Source organism: Furfurilactobacillus siliginis, assembly GCF_001437435.1.
Classification (GTDB): Bacteria; Bacillota; Bacilli; order Lactobacillales; family Lactobacillaceae; genus Furfurilactobacillus; species Furfurilactobacillus siliginis.
Genome location: NZ_JQCB01000001.1, coordinates 120,102 through 138,319, shown reverse-complemented (window position 1 = coordinate 138,319; position 18,218 = coordinate 120,102). Strand labels below are relative to the sequence as shown.

Annotated in this window: 21 protein-coding genes; 8 read left to right on the top strand and 13 right to left on the bottom strand. The window is 44.7% G+C overall.

Annotation, left to right across the window (positions count from 1 at the left end; translation table 11 throughout):
* Positions 1 to 22: 22 nt before the first annotated feature.
* The 3 genes from IV55_RS00590 to IV55_RS00580 all read right to left on the bottom strand — a co-directional run bounded on the left by IV55_RS00590 (position 23) and on the right by IV55_RS00580 (position 2,218).
* Complete coding sequence (locus tag IV55_RS00590; protein WP_057808466.1) at positions 23 to 1,090, bottom strand: YdcF family protein; 1,068 nt, start codon at positions 1,088 to 1,090, stop codon at positions 23 to 25.
* A gap of 71 nt (positions 1,091 to 1,161) precedes the next feature.
* A complete protein-coding gene (locus IV55_RS00585) occupies positions 1,162 to 1,893 on the bottom strand; it encodes an SIR2 family NAD-dependent protein deacylase (protein ID WP_057808465.1) in 732 nt (243 codons plus the stop codon).
* A gap of 13 nt (positions 1,894 to 1,906) precedes the next feature.
* Positions 1,907 to 2,218, bottom strand: a complete 312-nt coding sequence (locus tag IV55_RS00580) for an HIT family protein (RefSeq protein ID WP_057808464.1) — start codon at positions 2,216 to 2,218, stop codon at positions 1,907 to 1,909.
* 139 nt (positions 2,219 to 2,357) lie between these two features.
* On the opposite strand from IV55_RS00580, the gene IV55_RS00575 reads away from it, so the two are divergent.
* Positions 2,358 to 3,152, top strand: a complete 795-nt coding sequence (locus IV55_RS00575; protein WP_057808463.1) for an alpha/beta hydrolase — start codon at positions 2,358 to 2,360, stop codon at positions 3,150 to 3,152.
* A gap of 311 nt (positions 3,153 to 3,463) precedes the next feature.
* Here the strand turns inward: IV55_RS00575 and IV55_RS10615 are convergent, their stop codons facing one another.
* Positions 3,464 to 3,589, bottom strand: coding sequence for a hypothetical protein (locus tag IV55_RS10615; protein WP_263862171.1), 126 nt, complete (start codon positions 3,587 to 3,589; stop codon positions 3,464 to 3,466).
* 77 nt (positions 3,590 to 3,666) lie between these two features.
* Positions 3,667 to 5,310 (bottom strand): malolactic enzyme, encoded by a 1,644-nt coding sequence (locus IV55_RS00570; protein WP_057808462.1) that lies wholly within the window; start codon positions 5,308 to 5,310, stop codon positions 3,667 to 3,669.
* Positions 5,311 to 5,418: 108 nt separating this feature from the next.
* Here IV55_RS00570 and IV55_RS00565 point away from each other — a divergent pair, with 108 nt between their 5' ends.
* Complete coding sequence (locus IV55_RS00565) at positions 5,419 to 6,300, top strand: LysR family transcriptional regulator (RefSeq protein ID WP_057808461.1); 882 nt, start codon at positions 5,419 to 5,421, stop codon at positions 6,298 to 6,300.
* Between the two features lie 236 nt (positions 6,301 to 6,536).
* Here IV55_RS00565 and IV55_RS00560 read toward each other — a convergent pair whose 3' ends face one another.
* Positions 6,537 to 7,148: a cation efflux transmembrane domain-containing protein gene (locus IV55_RS00560; protein WP_057808460.1), complete on the bottom strand. Its 612-nt coding sequence runs from the start codon at positions 7,146 to 7,148 to the stop codon at positions 6,537 to 6,539.
* Positions 7,135 to 7,485, bottom strand: coding sequence for an ArsR/SmtB family transcription factor (locus tag IV55_RS00555; protein ID WP_057808459.1), 351 nt, complete (start codon positions 7,483 to 7,485; stop codon positions 7,135 to 7,137). The genes IV55_RS00560 and IV55_RS00555 overlap by 14 nt, the downstream gene beginning before the upstream one ends.
* 190 nt (positions 7,486 to 7,675) lie before the next feature.
* On the opposite strand from IV55_RS00555, the gene IV55_RS00550 reads away from it, so the two are divergent.
* Together IV55_RS00550 and rihA are read left to right on the top strand one after the other, a co-directional pair.
* A complete protein-coding gene (locus IV55_RS00550) occupies positions 7,676 to 8,329 on the top strand; it encodes an HAD family hydrolase (protein ID WP_057808458.1) in 654 nt (217 codons plus the stop codon).
* Between the two features lie 16 nt (positions 8,330 to 8,345).
* Entirely contained in the window at positions 8,346 to 9,278 is a 933-nt protein-coding gene (gene rihA, locus IV55_RS00545; protein ID WP_083483874.1) for a pyrimidine-specific ribonucleoside hydrolase RihA, read from the top strand.
* Between the two features lie 79 nt (positions 9,279 to 9,357).
* Here rihA and IV55_RS00540 read toward each other — a convergent pair whose 3' ends face one another.
* Positions 9,358 to 10,863 carry a PucR family transcriptional regulator gene (locus tag IV55_RS00540; RefSeq protein WP_057808456.1) on the bottom strand — a complete coding sequence of 502 codons (1,506 nt, stop codon included), beginning with the start codon at positions 10,861 to 10,863 and terminating at the stop codon, positions 9,358 to 9,360.
* 146 nt (positions 10,864 to 11,009) lie between these two features.
* Between IV55_RS00540 and IV55_RS00535 the strand changes: the two genes are divergently transcribed.
* Positions 11,010 to 12,098: an NADH-dependent flavin oxidoreductase gene (locus IV55_RS00535; protein ID WP_057808455.1), complete on the top strand. Its 1,089-nt coding sequence runs from the start codon at positions 11,010 to 11,012 to the stop codon at positions 12,096 to 12,098.
* 12 nt (positions 12,099 to 12,110) lie between these two features.
* On the top strand, positions 12,111 to 12,317 hold the full coding sequence (locus IV55_RS00530; RefSeq protein ID WP_057808454.1) for a hypothetical protein: 207 nt from the start codon (positions 12,111 to 12,113) through the stop codon (positions 12,315 to 12,317).
* A 240-nt stretch (positions 12,318 to 12,557) separates the two neighbouring features.
* On the opposite strand, the gene IV55_RS10245 is transcribed toward IV55_RS00530, so the two are convergent.
* From IV55_RS10245 to IV55_RS00520, 3 genes are all read right to left on the bottom strand, one after another.
* Positions 12,558 to 12,644, bottom strand: a complete 87-nt coding sequence (locus tag IV55_RS10245; RefSeq protein WP_146993621.1) for a type I toxin-antitoxin system Fst family toxin — start codon at positions 12,642 to 12,644, stop codon at positions 12,558 to 12,560.
* A gap of 163 nt (positions 12,645 to 12,807) precedes the next feature.
* A complete protein-coding gene (locus IV55_RS00525; protein ID WP_057808453.1) occupies positions 12,808 to 13,479 on the bottom strand; it encodes an ABC transporter ATP-binding protein in 672 nt (223 codons plus the stop codon).
* Positions 13,480 to 13,492: 13 nt separating this feature from the next.
* The gene (locus IV55_RS00520; RefSeq protein WP_225425841.1) at positions 13,493 to 14,560 is read right to left on the bottom strand and encodes an ABC transporter permease; all 1,068 of its coding nucleotides are present in this window, start codon (positions 14,558 to 14,560) and stop codon (positions 13,493 to 13,495) included.
* A 147-nt stretch (positions 14,561 to 14,707) separates the two neighbouring features.
* Here IV55_RS00520 and IV55_RS00515 point away from each other — a divergent pair, with 147 nt between their 5' ends.
* Positions 14,708 to 14,941: a hypothetical protein gene (locus tag IV55_RS00515; protein WP_057808451.1), complete on the top strand. Its 234-nt coding sequence runs from the start codon at positions 14,708 to 14,710 to the stop codon at positions 14,939 to 14,941.
* 304 nt (positions 14,942 to 15,245) lie between these two features.
* Positions 15,246 to 16,241, top strand: coding sequence for an aldo/keto reductase (locus tag IV55_RS00510; protein ID WP_057808450.1), 996 nt, complete (start codon positions 15,246 to 15,248; stop codon positions 16,239 to 16,241).
* Between the two features lie 73 nt (positions 16,242 to 16,314).
* Here the strand turns inward: IV55_RS00510 and IV55_RS00505 are convergent, their stop codons facing one another.
* Positions 16,315 to 16,797: a cysteine hydrolase family protein gene (locus IV55_RS00505; RefSeq protein ID WP_057808449.1), complete on the bottom strand. Its 483-nt coding sequence runs from the start codon at positions 16,795 to 16,797 to the stop codon at positions 16,315 to 16,317.
* A 3-nt stretch (positions 16,798 to 16,800) separates the two neighbouring features.
* The gene (locus IV55_RS00500; RefSeq protein WP_083483872.1) at positions 16,801 to 18,192 is read right to left on the bottom strand and encodes a DHA2 family efflux MFS transporter permease subunit; all 1,392 of its coding nucleotides are present in this window, start codon (positions 18,190 to 18,192) and stop codon (positions 16,801 to 16,803) included.
* Positions 18,193 to 18,218: the final 26 nt, after the last annotated feature.

Here is an 18,218-nt window from a genome sequence, read left to right as displayed (position 1 = left end):
TTGGGGTTAATATAGAAACTATTTACTTAACAAACAAATTCGAAACCAGAACCAACGCCCCAATCCCAAGAATCCCGACACCCAGAACTACCGCATGCGTCCACTTATTCCTCACGAACACAGCGATATATTCCCGGATAACAGCATTCGGCAAGAAGAACTTAGCGGTCCGCGAACCAATCCCGTCGGCTTTCAGCCCAGCACGGCGAGCAATTAAGCCAGCACGTAACGTGTGGTAGTTACTAGTGACAAAGATGGCCCGTGGTTCAGTGCCATCATCTGTCACCATCAATCGTTTAGAGAACAGCATGTTCTGCAACGTATTAATAGACTGATCTTCGGCAATCGTGTTTTCAGCTGGTACACCTTGTTCAATCGCGTATTCACGCATGGCGACACCTTCTGGACGTGTTTCATTACCACCTTGGCCACCTGACAGAATTAGCTTTGGTGCGACACCTTTTTTCTGCAATTGCTTTTGATAAAAGGTAATCCCACGATCAACACGTTGCGCGAGTAATGGTGGCACCTGGCCGCCGTTGATTAAACCGCTACCCAAGACAACCACGTACTGTTGATTTAGCTTTGGCCGATTGAATTGGTACAAGACGAGCACGGTGAGATAGTTATAGAACCAGAACAGTAGGTAGCCGACCACAAAGTCTGTGGTAATCACGAAGAACGTGTACCACACTTGCGGCAGTACGTCCCCGGCGAGGCTGTTGATGAATGGTACTAGCAGTAAAGCGACACCCAGCACCAGTGTCAGCATGTTTCCCAATGAATGACTTTCACGTCGCCAGACGATCACAGCGTTCCAAATGAGCAAAATGCTTTGCATGAAGAATAATAGAAACAAGAATAAGACGATAAGGACGAACGGAATCCCGAACGTCATGATCAATGCGACATTATTTGTCACCAGGATCCAACCTGCCAAAACGGTCAGAAATGAAAAGAAGGCAATGTTGAACCAGATGCCATTGATCAGGCGGCGTTTGTCGATCCGCCAGGAAATAATAAAGATTAAGCTAAAAATAACGGGTACTAGCCAGCCCCAGTTGAAGAATAGTGTGCGTGCTTCTTGCATGGTGGTCACTCCTTGTTGTCGTTACGTTTATTGTGCCGGTGTTCCACGCATTTGGCAACTGAAAGAAAGGGCTATTTGGTGATGCTTGTCGTCGGTAAATGAAGGTTAGTAGCTAATTTAGTAAAGACTGCATTGGCGTCTTGATGAATAGTTAGTGTGGCTTGACGATCAAACATCGTTGGCTTGGGATTGATATCGACGACGGTAGCGGTCCGGCCAACATTATCGTAATAACCATTTGAGCCGATAACTAGCACAAGGTCGGCGCTTGCCATACAGTCATCAGCTTTCGCACGTTCAGCCGGCAGCGTTGCGATGTGGCGGAATAAAGGATCAGGTGAAATCAAGCCGCCACAAGTTGGACAGTGCGGCACTGACGCCTGCAAAATACTGAGCGGATAAATACGACCACAGTCTAGACAATGGTTAATGTTGAGGCTGCTCCAGATTGGCGCGACCTGTTGACTACCCGCTTGTTCGTGCAAGTAGTCGACATTAGTGGTAACCACACCGTCTAATAGGTGACGGTGCTCCAATTGAGCTAGAACATTGTGGGCAATGGTTGGACCGTTGTTAAAAATTGGATCAATGAATGCCTGATGAAAGTGCGCGTAAAATGACACTGGCTCTGCTTCCAGGGCTTCTTCAGAGAAATTCGCTGCGATTGAGCTGTCCCGATTAATTTGTTCTAACGTGGGAATGCCGGCTGCGGCAGAAATCCCGGCACCAGTTAATGCGACGATGTGCTGATGATTTTTAATCAGTGTGGCAAGCTGTGCAATGGAATCTGTGTGGTTAACCATAATGGCCTTTCAATTATTGAACGGGAACTAAATGAATGTGTGCATGGGCGACTTTTTGCCCGGCGACCGTGCCGACATGGCTGAAGATTTGGTAGCCACGGGGATGAAATTGATCATCGAGGATGGTCTTCACTTGGTCGAGTAAATCAGTCATTGCGTGTTGCTCAGCGGGGGTCGCATCAAAGAACGTCGTGCGATGTGCCTTTGGTACGATGAGAGCGTGACCGGGTGCCATTGGGTGAATATCGAAGAATGCCTTAGCAAGGTCATTACTGAGAATGAGTTGGTCGTCAGGTTTGGTACAAAATGGACAATCGGGATGCATAGAATCGCCTTCTTTACATAAATATGAGATTTATAAACGGCGAACAGTATAGCATTATTTTTGATAAGTGAATAATCATTTTTGTTTATTTAAATTGGTGCTATAATTGCGCCAATTTAAATAAACGAGGCAAAGTTGTATGAAACGAGTTATGTGGTGGCTGGTCGGCAGTATTGCAGCCATTTTATTTATCTGGGGTGCGAGTCATGAGTTGATCAATCGACAACGATTGCAGGCAGTCACACCGCAACATAATCCCACGGCGACCGTCTTTGTGGGTGGCTACGGCTCAACACCACACGCTTTTGATCGGATGTCGATGCAGTGGGAGGCTGCCGGGATTGCGAAACGTGCCGCAGTGATTCAAGTCGATCATAATGGTGGCATGCATGTGACCGGTCAACAAACGTGGCAGGACAATCCCATCGTGCAGGTCGCATTTGCTGATAATAAAGATCCACGGGTGCAGATCAAAGCCTTTCCGAAGGTCATGCACTGGCTTTTAGTTCACCAACATGTGACACACATTAATTTGGTGACGCATTCGATGGGTGGCGGCGTCGCGTACAGTTATCTGGTTAACAATCAACAGCAAACGCAGCCACAGGTCAATAAGTGGGTCGCCATCGCTAGTCCATTTGAACGACTGAACCGACCAGAAGCGTTCGTTAAAACGTATAATCGGATGCTATCACGCGCTGATCAGTTACCAGCAGATCTGAAGATTATGACAGTTGGTGGCAATGTTTGGAGCACGGGGACTGATACAGAAGTGTCCGTGAAAGGGGTACAGGCATTGCGTCCCATTGTGACACCACACATTGCCCATTTTGAGGAACACATTCTGTGGGGTAGTCCGTTAACGGTGCAGCATTCCGCATTACGAACTAATCCAGAAGTGACCTGGCGCGTTGCTAAATTTTTATTTGAATAGAGTACAGAGTGGGACAAAAGTCGGGAAGTCGTGAGCAAGACCTCGAACTGCCGTACGGATTGGTCTTCAATCCGGTAGGTTTTTCGTCCTCTGCACAGCGACTTGACTTTTGTCCCACGTTTTAAATAAGAGTGCAATGCGCAGGGTCATGGGCTGAATCGCACGTTTTCGCTATTTAAGTTCGTAAATCAAAAAACGAGTTTGGGACAAGATAACTATGTCCCAAACTCGTTGTTTTCTAAGTTTCAATGATGAGAATGTGCGTCAAAAGCCACGCAGCTGTGCAGCCTACTTCCCGACGCTTCCTCAAATTACATGTTCAGGCCGGCGTAGAGCATGATTCCGATGCCGTGCGCCACGACATCTAGCATCCCAATGCCGAAAATTGTGCCTGCAATGTACCATAAACTACGGTAGAGCTTATCTTTATCCATCATGCTCGCCTCGATTTCTTACTGTCATTGTAAGCGCTTGAGGAGGCATGTCAATCGATACTTAGGAGAAATGAAAAATTCTATTGTAAATTTAGCGGTTCATATGCCGGCGTCCATTTCGCCTGCAGCACTGCTTGATGAACATCATTGATAGGGTCACGGGTTAAGCCTTGATCAACAGCGCTTTGCGCAACGGCTTCGGCGACTGTCTGGGAGAAAAGGCTCAATTTTTCGACGGGTGGTAACACCGCGGCACCGGGTTGGCTGGGATCTACTAATCCACCAAGGGAGTGGGCAGCTTTACTGATCATCGCGTCGTTTAACACTGTTGCGGTCGCCGCAATCGTGCCAAGTCCGAGGCCAGGGTAGACTAATGCGTTATTGGCTTGGCCAATGTTGTAGGTCACACCATTGTAAGCGACAGCAGCGGTCGGAATGCCAGTTGCAATCAAGCCACGGCCGTCAGTCCAAGCGATTAGGTCAGTTGCAGTGGCTTCGGCAAGCTTGGTTGGATTGGACAACGGAAAGATGATTGGTCGTTGCGTGTGCGCTGCCATGTCGCGAATGATTGCTTCTGTAAATGTGCCAGGTTGCGTAGAGGTGCCGACTAAGATCGTGGGATGAATCGTGTGGACCACAGCGGCTAGGTTAGTCAGTTCGTTCGCGTTGCTGAATTCTTCGCGGTAACGGGCAAATGGTCGTTGTTCTGGCGTTAAGTCGGGCATATCGTCGAACAGCAAACCTTGCTTGTCGACCATGTAGAAATGTTGGCGGGCCTCTTCAGGCGTTAGACCTTGTGCGACCATTTCCGAGAAGATCCGGTTGGCGATACCAGCACCAGCGGAACCAGCGCCAAACGTCAAGTAGGTTTGATCAGTCAGTTGTTGTTTGGAGATGTTTAAAGCACCGAGGACGGCGGCTAATGTGATGATGCCGGTCCCTTGAATGTCATCGTTAAAAGTGACGTACTTATCCTGATAGCGATGCAAAATATCGGCGGCATTGTTGCGACCGAAATCTTCAAAATGTAGATAGACGTTAGGGAATTGCTGCTCAACGGTTGTGACAAATTGGTCGATGAAGTCATCGTAACGGTGACCGGTAATCCGCGCATGCTGATTCCCAAGATACAGTGGATCATCAAGTAGTGACTGATTGTTGGTTCCGACGTCGAGCACAACCGGCAAAACTTGGTGCGGGTCAATGCCAGCTGCGGCAGTGTACACCATTAATTTCCCGACCGAAATATCGACGCCTTGCACACCCCAGTCACCGATTCCGAGGATTCCTTCGCCATCTGTGACGACAACTAATTTGATATCACGCTGCCCAGCAGCGCGTTTGAGTGTTTCTGCCATGCTGTCAGGATCATCGATTGATAAAAATGCGGCGTTTTGTGAACTTAAGAAAAGTTCACTGTAGTTTTCGATCGTGTCTGCAATCGTTGGATCATAGACGACCGGCATGAATTCAACGACGTGTTCACTAAAAAGTTTATAGAAGAGGACACGGTTTTCGTTGAAAAGGTTCATCAGATACAACCGTTTGTCTAGCATGGTCGCTTTGGCTTGGTACTGGGCGTAAACACGATCCAATTGGTTGGTGATTGTCTGCACTCGTGGTGGCAGTAGGCCGACTAGATGATACTGTTCGCGTTCAGCTTGAGTGAACGCGGTACCTTTGTTTAAAAATGGATTTGCTAAGATTTCAGTTGGTGTTTGCATTGATTAGTTTCCTCCGCTAATTTTATTAATATGTTTAGGCTATATCCTTGCTATAATTATAGTCAAACGATCTTCCTGATATTAATTAAATGTATATGGAGAATCAAAATGAACACACGTGATTTAGAATACTTTGTGGCCGTTGCCAAACGACAGAATTTTTCGGCGGTCGCGACACAGTTTCATGTGAGTCAGCCGACCATTACCGTGGCAATCAAACGCTTGGAAACCACTTTTGGGGATGAATTGGTTCAACGTGATCGAACGCATGCTTTGGCTAAGCTAACCCGTGCTGGCGAAATCTTAGCCGCACGTGCTGACATTATCTTGCAAAACCTGTCATTAGCTGAAAAGGAAATCGTCCAGGCACGTACAGAAACGATTCGCTTTGGCTTGCCACCAGTGATCGGCACCGTCTATTTTCCTAAGTTAGCAGGGCGTTTGCTGCAAGATCACTTATTGGATCGGTTACAAACACGTGAGGCTGGCTCCGGGCAACTATTGAAGGAGTTAGAAGCTGGTGAAATTGATGTGGCGTTGTTAGGATCGTTACGACCTTTGCAAAATAACACATTAACGTCGATTGAACTGACTCAGCAGGCGTTTCGAATCATTGTCAGTAAGCGGCATCCGTTGGCCACAGCCAAACAAATCTCGTTTGCCACGTTAGCAACTGAAAAGTTTGTGACACTGACCGACGACTTTATTCACCCAACGGCCTTGAAGGCGTATGCGGATGCTGCTGGGTTCACACCGAAAGTTATTTATCGTTCGCCAGATATTAATTTGATCAAGGAATTGGTGGCTAACGAGCTGGCCGTTGGATTGTTGGTGGAAGATGCGATTACGGATCATGATGACGTTGTGCCATTAGTCATCAGCGACGCGCTCGATTTACATGTGAACGTTTCACTGGCCTATCGCAAAGGTTTTGTTGCCAGCAAAATTCAGCAACAGATGATCAATGATCTAAAACGTTTAGGGCAATAGCTTTATCCGCCAGTTAACGTTAAGGTAAACGGATTTGCGCAGCCAGGTATGTATCAAAAAAGACCGTGAATATTTCAGGCTACATTGCGTAGGCTGGAACATTCACGGTCTTTTTGGTGTGTACTTTTACTTAGGTGGTTACTGGTTCTACGACGCTCACAACGATAAAGCGCACTGCTGCCCTTGCTTGCGAACATAGTGATCTCGTTGTTATCCTGTTTTTCAGGAGATACTCACTAGTCGCCGCGAACAGCTTCTAATCCTTCGCTAGCAATGAAGTAAACCAGTACCAATGCGGCAACGGAATCAACCCACCACCAGCCGAATAGGGCGGTGACTAAGGCGCCAATCAAAACGGTGCCCGCCATGTAGGCGCAGGTGATGTTGCACATTCCGTCTTCAATCAAGGCATCGGAATGAATCGCCTTGCCTAGTCGACGTTTACGCATCGTTAAAAATGGCATCAAGATAACTGATGCAATTGCGATTGCGATCCCAGAGACACTGGTGTCGGCCGCTTGGTGCGTGAAGAGGTTGAATAATGATGTGGCGGTCACGTACACTGCCAATAATAATAAGATTGAACCGACGATTCTGGTGGAGCGTTGTTCGGCACGTTCAATTTCGGCTGTCGGAGCGCCGTTACTTTCTTTACGTAGTCGCCAAATCAGGGTGCCGCCAGCAATAATTTCTAAGAAGCTGTCTAACCCGAAGGCAATTAGTAAAATCGAACCGGCTTTTAGACCGGAGTAAAAGCCGATAACAAATTCAAATGCCATCCAGGCTGTTGAAAAATACTCGGTTTGTAAACTTTGTTTGAGATACCGCGTGGTGCTACTGCTCTCCATGTCGCTTCCCCTTAATGACGTGGTCCACGTGGGCGAGGGCTTCATCAAGGACATCTAAAATGTGCGGATCGTCTAACCGATAAAAGTTAGCTTTTCCGTCACGGTGAGCGCTGACCAATTGATGTTGCCGAAGGAGTGCCAGCTGATGGGAAACGGCTGATTGCTCCAACTGCATGATCTCACCAATTTGGGATACGTTGAGTTCCTGCTGTTCTAATAGATACAGTAACTGCATGCGAATTGGGTTACTGAGGAGCATGAACACGGTGTGTGCCTCGGCTAGATGTTGGTCATCGATAAAGTTCGAACGTGAACGCTGATTATTTTGTTCAGTCATATATGATATTCCTTTCATATGACGTTTATATCATATGTCTATTAAGTGAGTTTGGCAATGGAAAATAATTGCTGATTGATTTTATTTTAATGCAGTTTGTCAGTAGCGCCTACTATTTCAGGAAAACAGTAGGTTGTAATCGATTTCTTGTGATGTGATAAGATGGTTTTAGATTGTGAGGAGGAATGAAATGGCCAAGTACATTACGTTTGATTGTTATGGCACGCTGCTAAATGAAGCGGCGACCTATGATGAAGTGGCGCAGCTTGCCAAAGCAATTGGCGTGGATGGCGCCCAGGCGCGCCAAGCGTTTATCGAATATCAAGATGATCGGGCGAATGTGATCCCGTATTTAGATTATGATTTACTGACGCGTAACAATTTACAACATTTGGATGAGCTGTTTGGACTAACGCATCAATTTGAGCGTTACTTCCCAGAAGTATTGTTGGCCCATCGTCAGTTAGTACCATTTCCGGAGGTGCTAGCGACATTGACCACGCTGCATGAGCGCGGGTATCACTTGATCATGATGTCGAATTCTTCGTGGGACATCATTCCGTTTAATGCAGCGGTACTCAAAGTACCATTTGATATCTGGACGGCTGAGGATGTAAAGGCGTACAAACCTGATTTAGCGTTCTTTAACGCGGTGGCAGCGGCGTATCCGTTTACGGCGACGAACCATATTCATATTGCCCAAGGGTATACCAGCGACATTATGGCAACGGATCAGTTGGGCTGGCGGTCAGTATGGGTGAACCGTGACCATCAACACAGCGGGGCTGTACGACCGACCTATGAAGTACATCAACTTGATGAAGTCTTACCGCTTTTACCATAAAAATGAAGGAGTAACGATGATGACAAAAATTATTTTAGACTGTGACCCTGGACATGACGATGCGTTAGCCATGATGATGGCCGTCGCCTCACCAAAAATTGAATTGGCCGCGGTGACGACTTCCGCAGGTAATCAAACACCGGAAAAGACATTGAATAATGCGATGCGGATGTTAACCCTGATGCAGCGGCAGGAAATTCCGGTCGCAGGTGGAAACAAAACACCGCTAGTTAAGAAGTTAGCGACAGCAGGTAGCGTTCATGGTAAAAGTGGTTTAGACGGTGCCGATTTGCCAGATCCAGACTTTAAACCACAAGCGATGACGGCAATTGAATTGATGGCCAAGACAGTGCGTGAAAGTGCTGAAAAAATCACTTTAGTTGTGACAGGACCAATGACCAACGCGGCACTTTTCTTACGCGTTTATCCGGAGCTAACTGATCGAATTGAACGGATCGTCTACATGGGTGGTGCGATGGGTTTGGGTAACTGGACACCGTCAGTTGAATTTAACATTTATGTGGATCCAGAAGCTGCCAAAATCGTGATGAATGCAGGCATTCCACTTGTTATGGCACCATTAAACGTGACTCACAAAGCGCAAATCTTGAAGGATGAGATCACTGAAATTGGTAAGATTGATAATCCAGTTGCCCATGCCTTTGAAGGTTTGCTTAACTTCTTTGAAATCTACCATGAAACACCAAAATGGGGCTTTAAGGGCGCACCGTTGCACGACCCTTGTACCATCGCATGGTTAATCGATCCAGATATGTTTGAAACGGAATTGATGAACGTTGATGTTGAAACTGAGGGTGAACTTGTCCGCGGTGAAACAGTCTGTGACTACTATGAATTGACTGGAAAGCCAAAGAACACAGAAGTTATGCTTGGAATTGACCGGGAAGTATTTATTAAGTTGATTATGGATTCATTGAAGACATTTTAAAAAGTAGTAGGAAAGTCCCTAAAGGCAGTAAAATGCCTTTGGGAACTATACTTTTATAGCGATTGCATATATTTGGAGCTCAGATCGGGGCATTGGTTAAAAGCTTGTTGATTTTTAGACTAAGTTCTAAGTTAAACAACTCAGTTGCATTATTGAAGTCGATGTTACCGACTTCGGAAATCTTCGCCATTCGATTTGTCAGGGTATTTCTATGAATGAAAAGATCTTGGGCGGTATCTTTTAGGCTACGATTGTTGGTGAAATAGCTTGTCAGCGTACGAAGTAATTCAGTCCGATTTTTTAAATCATATTGCGCTAAAGAAGCAATGTAAGAATCTTCTATAAACTTAAGTAAATTAGTGTTTTTAACATTAGATAAAACCAAATAGTCAACGTATTTAGAAGAGTATGCAAATGCTTGTTCATTGTTAGTGGTGTGGGCCACATCTAGGGCTTGGCGACATAAATCTATAAATTTAGGACTGTCAAAGAAGTCTGAGTATGTTTCTGACACCATTACGATTAGATGCAAACTTGTGGCCAATTCTTTGATTGCTGTTAATTTCTCAGGGGTATTGGAGATTGGCAGAATTAGGTAGATCATTTTTTTCTGATGATTGTAGTAGCTTCGTGGATAAGCAGACTTCACCTGTTCAGCATAATAGCGAATTTCTTGCTCAGTAATCGCGGGATTCAGCTTAATGACGATAGCTGTACACTGAAGCGGAATTTTAATATTAGCAGATTGCATGAGTGTGGTGATTCTTTGTCGATCATTATTGTCCAGCATGCTTTCTAAAATTCGATTTCGCATGTCCCCATACATTTTCTGAAAGTTAGGTGTTTTGATAACAACTTCGGCAATAATTTTAGCGACCTTTGGTAGTGTAGACAAATGTTGAGGACCGATTTTTGTTGGCTTACTAAACACAACGATGTAGCCGATATCGCGTTGATCAAATGTCAACTTGATGGCGAGTTCATGAACGGGTGAAAGATCGCGTTTTACATAAAATGGTGCTAGCTGATCATGAGGATTAGAATCGGTTACGATTTTATTCATTTCAACTACTAACGAATAAGGTGCATACCCATCCGAAATTATTCTTTTCCACAATGGATCGGCAACGTCGTAATTGGTTGAACTTGAAATAACTTTATAAGTGTTATCAACAATAATTAACGGATCCTGGAAGACTTCAGAGGCTGCATTAACGATTTCTTGAAGCGATGGTGATTTTATCGCCATCAGAGAAAGGTCAGATAGTTTTAGTGTTTGCTGATTTTCTTGGGCAAGTAAATTCATAATGAGATTTTGGACATCGATGAGACTATCAGATTTAGTAACGATAATCGTTGTGAAATCGTGGATGTCTGCTGGTTGTGAGTCGGTAAGGAGCAGTGGCGGAAGGCTGTAGGATACGCCGGCTGAATCAATATAGATAAAGTCCGGATTATAAATTGTCGGCTTTTTTTGTGGATTAAGGATCTCTACGCCAGTTATCTCAGAGTTAATCTGTTTGGGGTTAATAATCTTACATTGATAATTTGCAGAAATGGCATTTAAAATTATATTTAATTTCATGGGTGTGACTCCTATGCTGGTGTGCATAATGCACAGCATCATACTAACAATGCTTTGCGTCATGCATGATGTAAGTGTTTTCTTTGTGTGCTAAATTTATTATAGATCTTAAATAATTCTTCACAAAGGAAAAGGATTGCGTGAAAATGTCTGATTACAATTTTTTGCAGCCATATACATTTAAAAGTGGCATCAAAGTTAAAAACCGAGTTGTTATTCCGCCAATGACGGAACGTATGAGTTTTGAAGATGGTTCTGTTACATCTGATGAATGCAATTATTTCAGCATTCATACTGGCGGTGCTGGGATGTTTATTACTGGATGTGCGAGCGTCAATGAGGAAGGCAAAGGATTTGAAGGTGAGTTAGGTGCTTTTGATGATAAATTCATTCCTGGGCTAACCCGGTTATCAAATGCGATTAAACAAGATGGTACTAAATCAATTCTTCAAATTTTTAGTGCAGGTCGGATGAGTACAACTGCTATTTTGCGTGGGAAGCAACCAGTCAGCGCTAGCAAAATTCCAGCCGCTCGTCCTGGTGCAGAAACACCTCGGGCGTTAGCAAGCTCAGAAGTTGACCAACTAGTTAAAGACTTTGGCGATGCAACAAGGCGTGCAATCCAAGCTGGGTTTGACGGGATTGAAATTCATGGAGCCAACACGTATCTCATCCAACAGTTTTTCTCACCACACTCAAACAGAAGAACTGATAAATGGGGCGGTAGTTTAGAAAAACGGATGCGTTTACCTTTGGCTATTGTTGATGAAGTTGTCGAAACGATTAAAAAGTATGCAGACAAGCCGTTTTTGCTTGGGTATCGAATTTCACCTGAGGAAATTGAGGAACCAGGGATTCGTTTCGCTGATACATTAGCATTAATTGATGAGCTAAAGAAACGTCCATTGGATTATTTACATGTTTCAATGGGAAACGTATTCAGATCATCATTAAACAATAAAAAAGATCAAACACCGTTGAATGAGAAAATTAAGCAAAGAATTGGTGATTTACCAGTGATCGGTGTGGGTGGCGTCGAAACACCTGCAGAAGCAGAAAACGTAATCGATAAAGGATTAGATTTTGTCGCGATAGGTCGTGAAAGTATTCGTGAACCAAAGTGGGTTCAAAAAGTAGAAGCGAACGATGAAAAATCAATTCGCTACGGTTTGTCCCTAACTGATCTTGAAGAATTAGGTATCCAACCACCATATCGGGACCTCATCATGTCATAGCTTGGTGCGGAAATGCCAGCCTATCACACAGGTAAATATGCAGCTGTTGGGCTAAGCGAAAATACAGCTTTAGACTTACAAGCAGCGGGCATCAATAATATTGGTGTTTCAGTGTTTGCACTCGGTTTCGTTCAGATGTTATGGCACATTGCGCAAGGCTACGGCAGTGACATCATTCCAGCCGATGAATTAGGTTGGAAGTCGATTTTGGTCAACTGACAAGCTCGACAGGTGAGCGGTGTCCAACCGACGCATGAAGTGCAGACACTTGATCAAATTTTACCGATTTTGTTGTAGACGAAGTTGTAAGTATACATTTTTGCATTACAGACTATGTATGATAAAATATGCCTATACAAAATCATGGAACATATAGCACCAAACGCCTTACCAGCTTGCGACTGGTAAGGCGTTTTTTTACGACCATATTTAACGGACGGATGTGGCTGTGCCTAGCACTCATTTGCGCTTGCGATGATTTAGCCAATAATCAAAAAGGCATACTAAAATGCCCACAAGCAGGGGTAAAACAAAATCAGAGAACATATGACACCTCCCTTATCGCTTATTTACGATGGGTCGAGTGCCAAACAGGACTTTAGTATAGCAAGGACAAAGTGATACTGAGACGTATAAGGTTCTGATTAAGACGATTTCTTAGTGGTGTCTCAGACAACTGAATTTTTAATAAAATAATACTTATAACTGTTTAAAATTCTGTCATTTGACCGTCTTCAATCCGATACACAGCATCACTATCTTTGGTCAGCCGTTCGTCATGCGTAACCATGATAATGGCTTTATTGAGGTCGTGAGCCTCGCTGATTAAGCGTTTAACAACATCAAATGACCGGGCTGAATCTAGGCTAGCTGTCGGTTCATCAGCCAGAACAATGTCCGGATCATGAAACAGCGCTTTTGCAATCGCGACCCGTTGACGTTCACCACCGGATAATTCGTTGGGGTAGTTATTCTCTAACTTGCTAAGATCTAGACGATCCAGTAGGTGACGCATTTCTTCTCGTTGAAACTTTTGATGAGTTAATCGATCAACAAGTTTGAACTGTTCGGCCACGGTGAGGTAGGGGATGAGATTGGAACCCTGTAGAATAAAGCCGACATGAGCGAAACGATCACGAAGTCGTTGCTTTTCTGATTGTGCGGATAAATCGTGACCGTTCAGTAGGACTTGCCCAGACGTTGGCGTCTGCAAGCCCGCAGCAATGGTTAAGAAAGTACTCTTTCCAGAGCCAGAAGGGCCGATGATTGTCACAAACTGACCGGGCGTGATGCTGAAATTGACGTCATGCAATGCAGTGACGGCGACGTGACCGCTACCGAACTGCTTGCTGACATTTTTAAGTTCAAGCACGTTTTCCATGAGTTCTCCCTCCTTAATTGATGGCTGCGACTGGATTGATGCGCGCAATTGTTCTACCGGATAGCAACGCCCCGACTGTGGCAGCGAGAACTAGCAGAATCGCGTCGATAATCAGTCGTGGAAAGTCGAGCGCAAACGGCATATTAGTTGGCGCAAACGCTCCAAAGAGTGTCGTCAACCCAAGACCAACGACGACACCGATCGTACTCATGATAATTGCTTGGGTGACGACACTTGCGAGGATATATCCGGTTCCGATTCCTTCAACCTTGAGGACCCCGAAAAGTGCTTGTTTCTGTAACACGAGCACATACATAAAGATGCCAATAATTGCTAACGACATCGTAAACAGGAAGTAGATCATCGCGTTTAATGTGGTCTGTTCAGCAGTGTAGCCAGGTAGATGATTGATGAAATCAGGCATGGATAATTTCTGTAGATTGCTGCTGTTTTTAAGCTTGCTATCACCAGCGGTAACGACTGCTGCGATTGGCAATGCTTGATTTGGTCTGAGATTACCTTGTTGTATTTTTGCGACGGTGGCTAAGTCTGTGTAAATGGTTGGCGTAATGCTGTACATATTATGACCATAGCTACCGACAACGGTTTGTGTCTGTGTGAGTTGACCGAGTTTGATCTTGTCGCCGAGCTTCATGCCACGATCCCAGAGATCTTGTGAGACGATAATTTCATTCGTCTTAGTTGGCTTTCGACCATGTAGTAATTTTGGTATCAAAAACGCATCTTTGGTCGTTCCAATCAGCGCAACGTTGATCTTCTTGTTTGTTCCGGTACGCCGCAAAACGGTACTGGCAATATTCATGGGTGCAAGTTTATCAGCTGTGACGGATTTAGTTACATCAGTTGTGAGTTGCGAGCCGGCGATGCTTTTATTTGCCTGCTGATTCAAGTACACATTATCGGCATGCCATTGGTCTACTGCTAGTCGATTACCTTGTGATAAGCCGTTGGCCAAGCCAGCGAGAATAAAGACGACTAGGGCAATTAGCAACATAACCCCAGTGAGCAGTGCATAGCGTAACTTTTCGTGTGCCATTTCCTTTAGACCTAGGTACATCATGCCACCTCATTTTCAGAGTTTAATTGAGTTTATTCTACGCGCTTTATGAAAACGAATACAATCAGGTGGCTTAATTTGGATATTGAAATAAATGTTTTAGCTAGCCCTAAAAATGGATGTGATTTATAATCATGTTGGAGGTGTTAGATGACAACAATCTACGTTGATCCAAAGACAGCAGCACAAAGTGTCGCATTGTCAGATGGTAGTCGCGGTGAACTAGCTGTAGAGGCATTAGAACAAACCGGTATTCGGTACGCTTTTGACTTTGATCATCATTTTCACCCAAGTTTCTGGATTGATAATCCATTACGTGATGGACAACAGGTGAACGTGTTGAGTCCGGAGGGACGGGAACAGTTTGAAATTAAGTTTCGGTGATTGGTTTATATGAAATGCAAAAGGAATCGTTTGTCTTAGATATAAGCTTGGCACATGAAATTGAACCGTGGGACAAAGATCGGTAATTCGTGAGTAAGACCTAGAACTGTCTGCTGGGTTGGACTTTAACCTGGTAGGCAGGTTGTAGTCTGCACAGCAACTTGACTTTGGTTCCATGTTTTCACAATTTAGATTAGTAACCAAAAGTAGTCTGGAAACATAAATACTTATGTCCCAGACTATTTTTGGTTGGCGGAATGAAAGCGCTATAATAACGATATTAAACGAAAGTGGGTAATCTAAAATGTATCAAGCACAATCACATCGTTATGAAGACATGCAATATCGCCGCGCTGGTAAAAGTGGGCTGACCCTTTCGGCCATTGGCTTAGGTTTGTGGCATAACTTTGGTAGTGTTGATGTTTTTGCGACCCAGAAAGAAATTCTGCACACCGCGTTTGATGCGGGGATTACCTATTTTGATTTAGCGAATAACTATGGTCCAGAACCAGGTAGTGCCGAAACAAACTTTGGTAAGATTATGCATAGTGATTTTGCTCGTTACCGTGATGAGATGATCATTGCTACCAAAGCCGGTCACAGAATGTGGGATGGTCCTTATGGTGACGGTGGCTCGATGAAGAATATTATGGCGAGTGCTGATCAAAGTCTACAACGGATGCAACTAGACTATGTTGATATCTTCTATTCCCATCGACCAGATCCTGATGTACCAGTGGCAGAAACTGCTTATGCGTTGGATAAACTCGTCAAGCAAGGTAAGGCGCTCTACGTAGGTATCTCGAAATATAATCCTGCCCAAACAGCTGCAATTGAAGACGTCTTTAAAGATTTACACACGCCATATGTCGTTCACCAAGATCGATATAATCTGTTAGATCGGCACATCGAAAATGGCCTGCTGGAGCGCTTAGCAGAAGATCAAACAGGTCTAGTAACGTTTAGTTCACTTGCACAAGGATTACTGACGAATCGCTATTTGAAGGGGATTCCAGCCGATTCACGGGCACAACGCTCAGATAGTCCATTTTTGCATGTTGATCGAGTGGAACAGACTTTGGCAGGTGTGAAGCAGCTAAAAGAATTGGCTCAAAATCGCGGGCAATCATTAGCTGAAATGTCTTTAGCCTGGCTATTAAATAAACCAGCTGTGACAAGTGTGTTGGTGGGCGCCAGTCGGGCAGCACAGCTGACGGATAGCTTGCAAGCGTTAAAGCATACAGACTTCACGACCGACGAGTTGGGCGCGATCGACACAGTTTTAAAAACGATGAATTAAAATAAGTGTTTAAATCAAACAAAGGTGTTTGGGGCAAAAGTTATCTTGTCCCAAACACCTTTTTGAACTGATTTTAGTATATTTTGGCGAAGCGCTGATCCCACATATCACGGTAATAGGCATTTGTTTGTTCAGCGGTCATAAAATCATTGTCGACAGTTGAATACATGTCGGCGCCGACTGTAATGTTATAAAGACGATCAAAAGCAACGCGAATGGTGGTGTCTAGGCAGTAGTTAGTCTGTGCACCACAGATTTCTAGGTCGGTAATCTGATGTTGTGTAAGCAATTCTTGTAGGGGTGTGTGATAAAACGAATCAGCATGAGTCTTCGGCATCACGATGTCAGTATCAGTCACTGATAACGAAGGCGAAAGCTGCCAGCCGACGGTTCCATGAACTAAATCAGAATCCTCATGTTGAATGAAAATAATTAGCGCGTGTTGCTGGCGAAATTGTTCAATACGATCATTTATATTGATCAATAGTTGATCGCGATTGACAACATCAGCGATGACATCAGTTTGCATATCAACGACTAGTAAGGCTTTTTTCATAATTTATCTCCAATTTTTGGGCCGTATACCGATTATTAATAAGATAAGCACTAACAATGCGGTGATGACGAGATACCAATTATTTAAGCGCAGTCCGGCCAGTGTACTCGTTGCCAATGTGCGACCTGGAACCGCGGTTTGTGCAAAGGATACTAGGGATGCCGCCAGTGCAATACCAACCGCGCCTGCATAAGCTTGTGCGGTCATGAAGATGGCGTTACCGTCGTCTGTTTTGGATTGTGGTAGGTTTCCTAAACTATACGTCATGATGTTGGCATAGCAGGCACCCAGACCCAGCATGAAAATTGCATAGATAATCGCTAAGCTCATTGGATCGATTGGTGAGAAAAAGCTGCCGATGAAGACAATCAGAATCAAAGTGGCGCCGCCTAAGATGGTTAACCGCGCGGGCGTTTTATCATAGACGTAGCCGGCAATGGCGGACATGATTGCATCAATCAAGGCAGCGGGAAGGACAAGTAACCCGGCAACATTTGGCGAACTGTGAAAGGATAGCTGTAAGACATTTGGAATCAAGTAGGACATGCTTAGTGACAAACATTGAAGCAAGAAGAAGGCCACCAGACATAACGTGAATGCAGAGCGGTGAAACAGACGTAAATCTAGCAACGGCGCAGCAGCTCGGCGAGTAGTGACGATAAAGGCAATCAATGTCAGTATCGCAAGCACACCTTCGATTAAGTTACTTCTGTTCGTAAAGTGTCCGGCACTGATATTAACGATGACAAGCATGCTCGTGACTAAAAAGACACCCAATAACGATGCGCCTAATAAATCAACGCTTTGTGCAGTGGGGGTAAATGCGCGGGGGATGCTGAATTCGCCTAATAGCCAAGCAACTAACATGAGCGGCAGTGCTAACCAAAAGACAGCCCGCCAAGATAGGTAAGTTTGTACCAAGCCGCCGAAGACGGGACCGATGGCTGGGGCAAAGGCGATGACTAAGCTGCCCAGCCCAATCATGCGTCCAAGTTGTTTGCGCGGTGCATCTTGTAAAATGACCGAGAACATCAACGGCAAGGCGATTCCATTAGAAACACCTTGAAGCAACCGTGCGCAAAGTAAGATGGCATAATTTGAACTGATTGCGGCAAGTAGTGTACCCAGGCTGAAGACGATCACGCTAAATCGAAATAACGTAATAACGCTAAATCGTTTCCGTAAGAAGACAGACAGTGGAATTAAAATGGTCGAGACGATCATGTAGCCGGTTGTCAGCCATTGAATTTGGGCCGGTGTGACGTGGAAAAGATCCGACAACAAGGGAAAGGCGATGTTTAGCGCCGTTTCAATGACGATACCGAGAAAACCTAAGAGACCAATGGCAAAGATTTCAGCGATTAAATGTCGGTTAGTTGTGTGCGCTTGTTCCATGATACGGTGCCTACTTTCTGCAGCGA

What these genes read in the sequence shown, in the direction of transcription:
- IV55_RS00590 (WP_057808466.1), bottom strand. Translation starts at nt 1,090, where the DNA reads ATGCAAGAAGCACGCACACTATTCTTCAACTGGGGCTGGCTAGTACCC.
- IV55_RS00585 (WP_057808465.1), bottom strand. Translation starts at nt 1,893, where the DNA reads ATGGTTAACCACACAGATTCCATTGCACAGCTTGCCACACTGATTAAA.
- IV55_RS00580 (WP_057808464.1), bottom strand. Translation starts at nt 2,218, where the DNA reads ATGCATCCCGATTGTCCATTTTGTACCAAACCTGACGACCAACTCATT.
- IV55_RS00575 (WP_057808463.1), top strand. Translation starts at nt 2,358, where the DNA reads ATGAAACGAGTTATGTGGTGGCTGGTCGGCAGTATTGCAGCCATTTTA.
- IV55_RS10615 (WP_263862171.1), bottom strand. Translation starts at nt 3,589, where the DNA reads ATGATGGATAAAGATAAGCTCTACCGTAGTTTATGGTACATTGCAGGC.
- IV55_RS00570 (WP_057808462.1), bottom strand. Translation starts at nt 5,310, where the DNA reads ATGCAAACACCAACTGAAATCTTAGCAAATCCATTTTTAAACAAAGGT.
- IV55_RS00565 (WP_057808461.1), top strand. Translation starts at nt 5,419, where the DNA reads ATGAACACACGTGATTTAGAATACTTTGTGGCCGTTGCCAAACGACAG.
- IV55_RS00560 (WP_057808460.1), bottom strand. Translation starts at nt 7,148, where the DNA reads ATGGAGAGCAGTAGCACCACGCGGTATCTCAAACAAAGTTTACAAACC.
- IV55_RS00555 (WP_057808459.1), bottom strand. Translation starts at nt 7,485, where the DNA reads ATGACTGAACAAAATAATCAGCGTTCACGTTCGAACTTTATCGATGAC.
- IV55_RS00550 (WP_057808458.1), top strand. Translation starts at nt 7,676, where the DNA reads ATGGCCAAGTACATTACGTTTGATTGTTATGGCACGCTGCTAAATGAA.
- rihA (WP_083483874.1), top strand. Translation starts at nt 8,346, where the DNA reads ATGATGACAAAAATTATTTTAGACTGTGACCCTGGACATGACGATGCG.
- IV55_RS00540 (WP_057808456.1), bottom strand. Translation starts at nt 10,863, where the DNA reads ATGAAATTAAATATAATTTTAAATGCCATTTCTGCAAATTATCAATGT.
- IV55_RS00535 (WP_057808455.1), top strand. Translation starts at nt 11,010, where the DNA reads ATGTCTGATTACAATTTTTTGCAGCCATATACATTTAAAAGTGGCATC.
- IV55_RS00530 (WP_057808454.1), top strand. Translation starts at nt 12,111, where the DNA reads ATGCCAGCCTATCACACAGGTAAATATGCAGCTGTTGGGCTAAGCGAA.
- IV55_RS10245 (WP_146993621.1), bottom strand. Translation starts at nt 12,644, where the DNA reads ATGTTCTCTGATTTTGTTTTACCCCTGCTTGTGGGCATTTTAGTATGC.
- IV55_RS00525 (WP_057808453.1), bottom strand. Translation starts at nt 13,479, where the DNA reads ATGGAAAACGTGCTTGAACTTAAAAATGTCAGCAAGCAGTTCGGTAGC.
- IV55_RS00520 (WP_225425841.1), bottom strand. Translation starts at nt 14,560, where the DNA reads ATGATGTACCTAGGTCTAAAGGAAATGGCACACGAAAAGTTACGCTAT.
- IV55_RS00515 (WP_057808451.1), top strand. Translation starts at nt 14,708, where the DNA reads ATGACAACAATCTACGTTGATCCAAAGACAGCAGCACAAAGTGTCGCA.
- IV55_RS00510 (WP_057808450.1), top strand. Translation starts at nt 15,246, where the DNA reads ATGTATCAAGCACAATCACATCGTTATGAAGACATGCAATATCGCCGC.
- IV55_RS00505 (WP_057808449.1), bottom strand. Translation starts at nt 16,797, where the DNA reads ATGAAAAAAGCCTTACTAGTCGTTGATATGCAAACTGATGTCATCGCT.
- IV55_RS00500 (WP_083483872.1), bottom strand. Translation starts at nt 18,192, where the DNA reads ATGGAACAAGCGCACACAACTAACCGACATTTAATCGCTGAAATCTTT.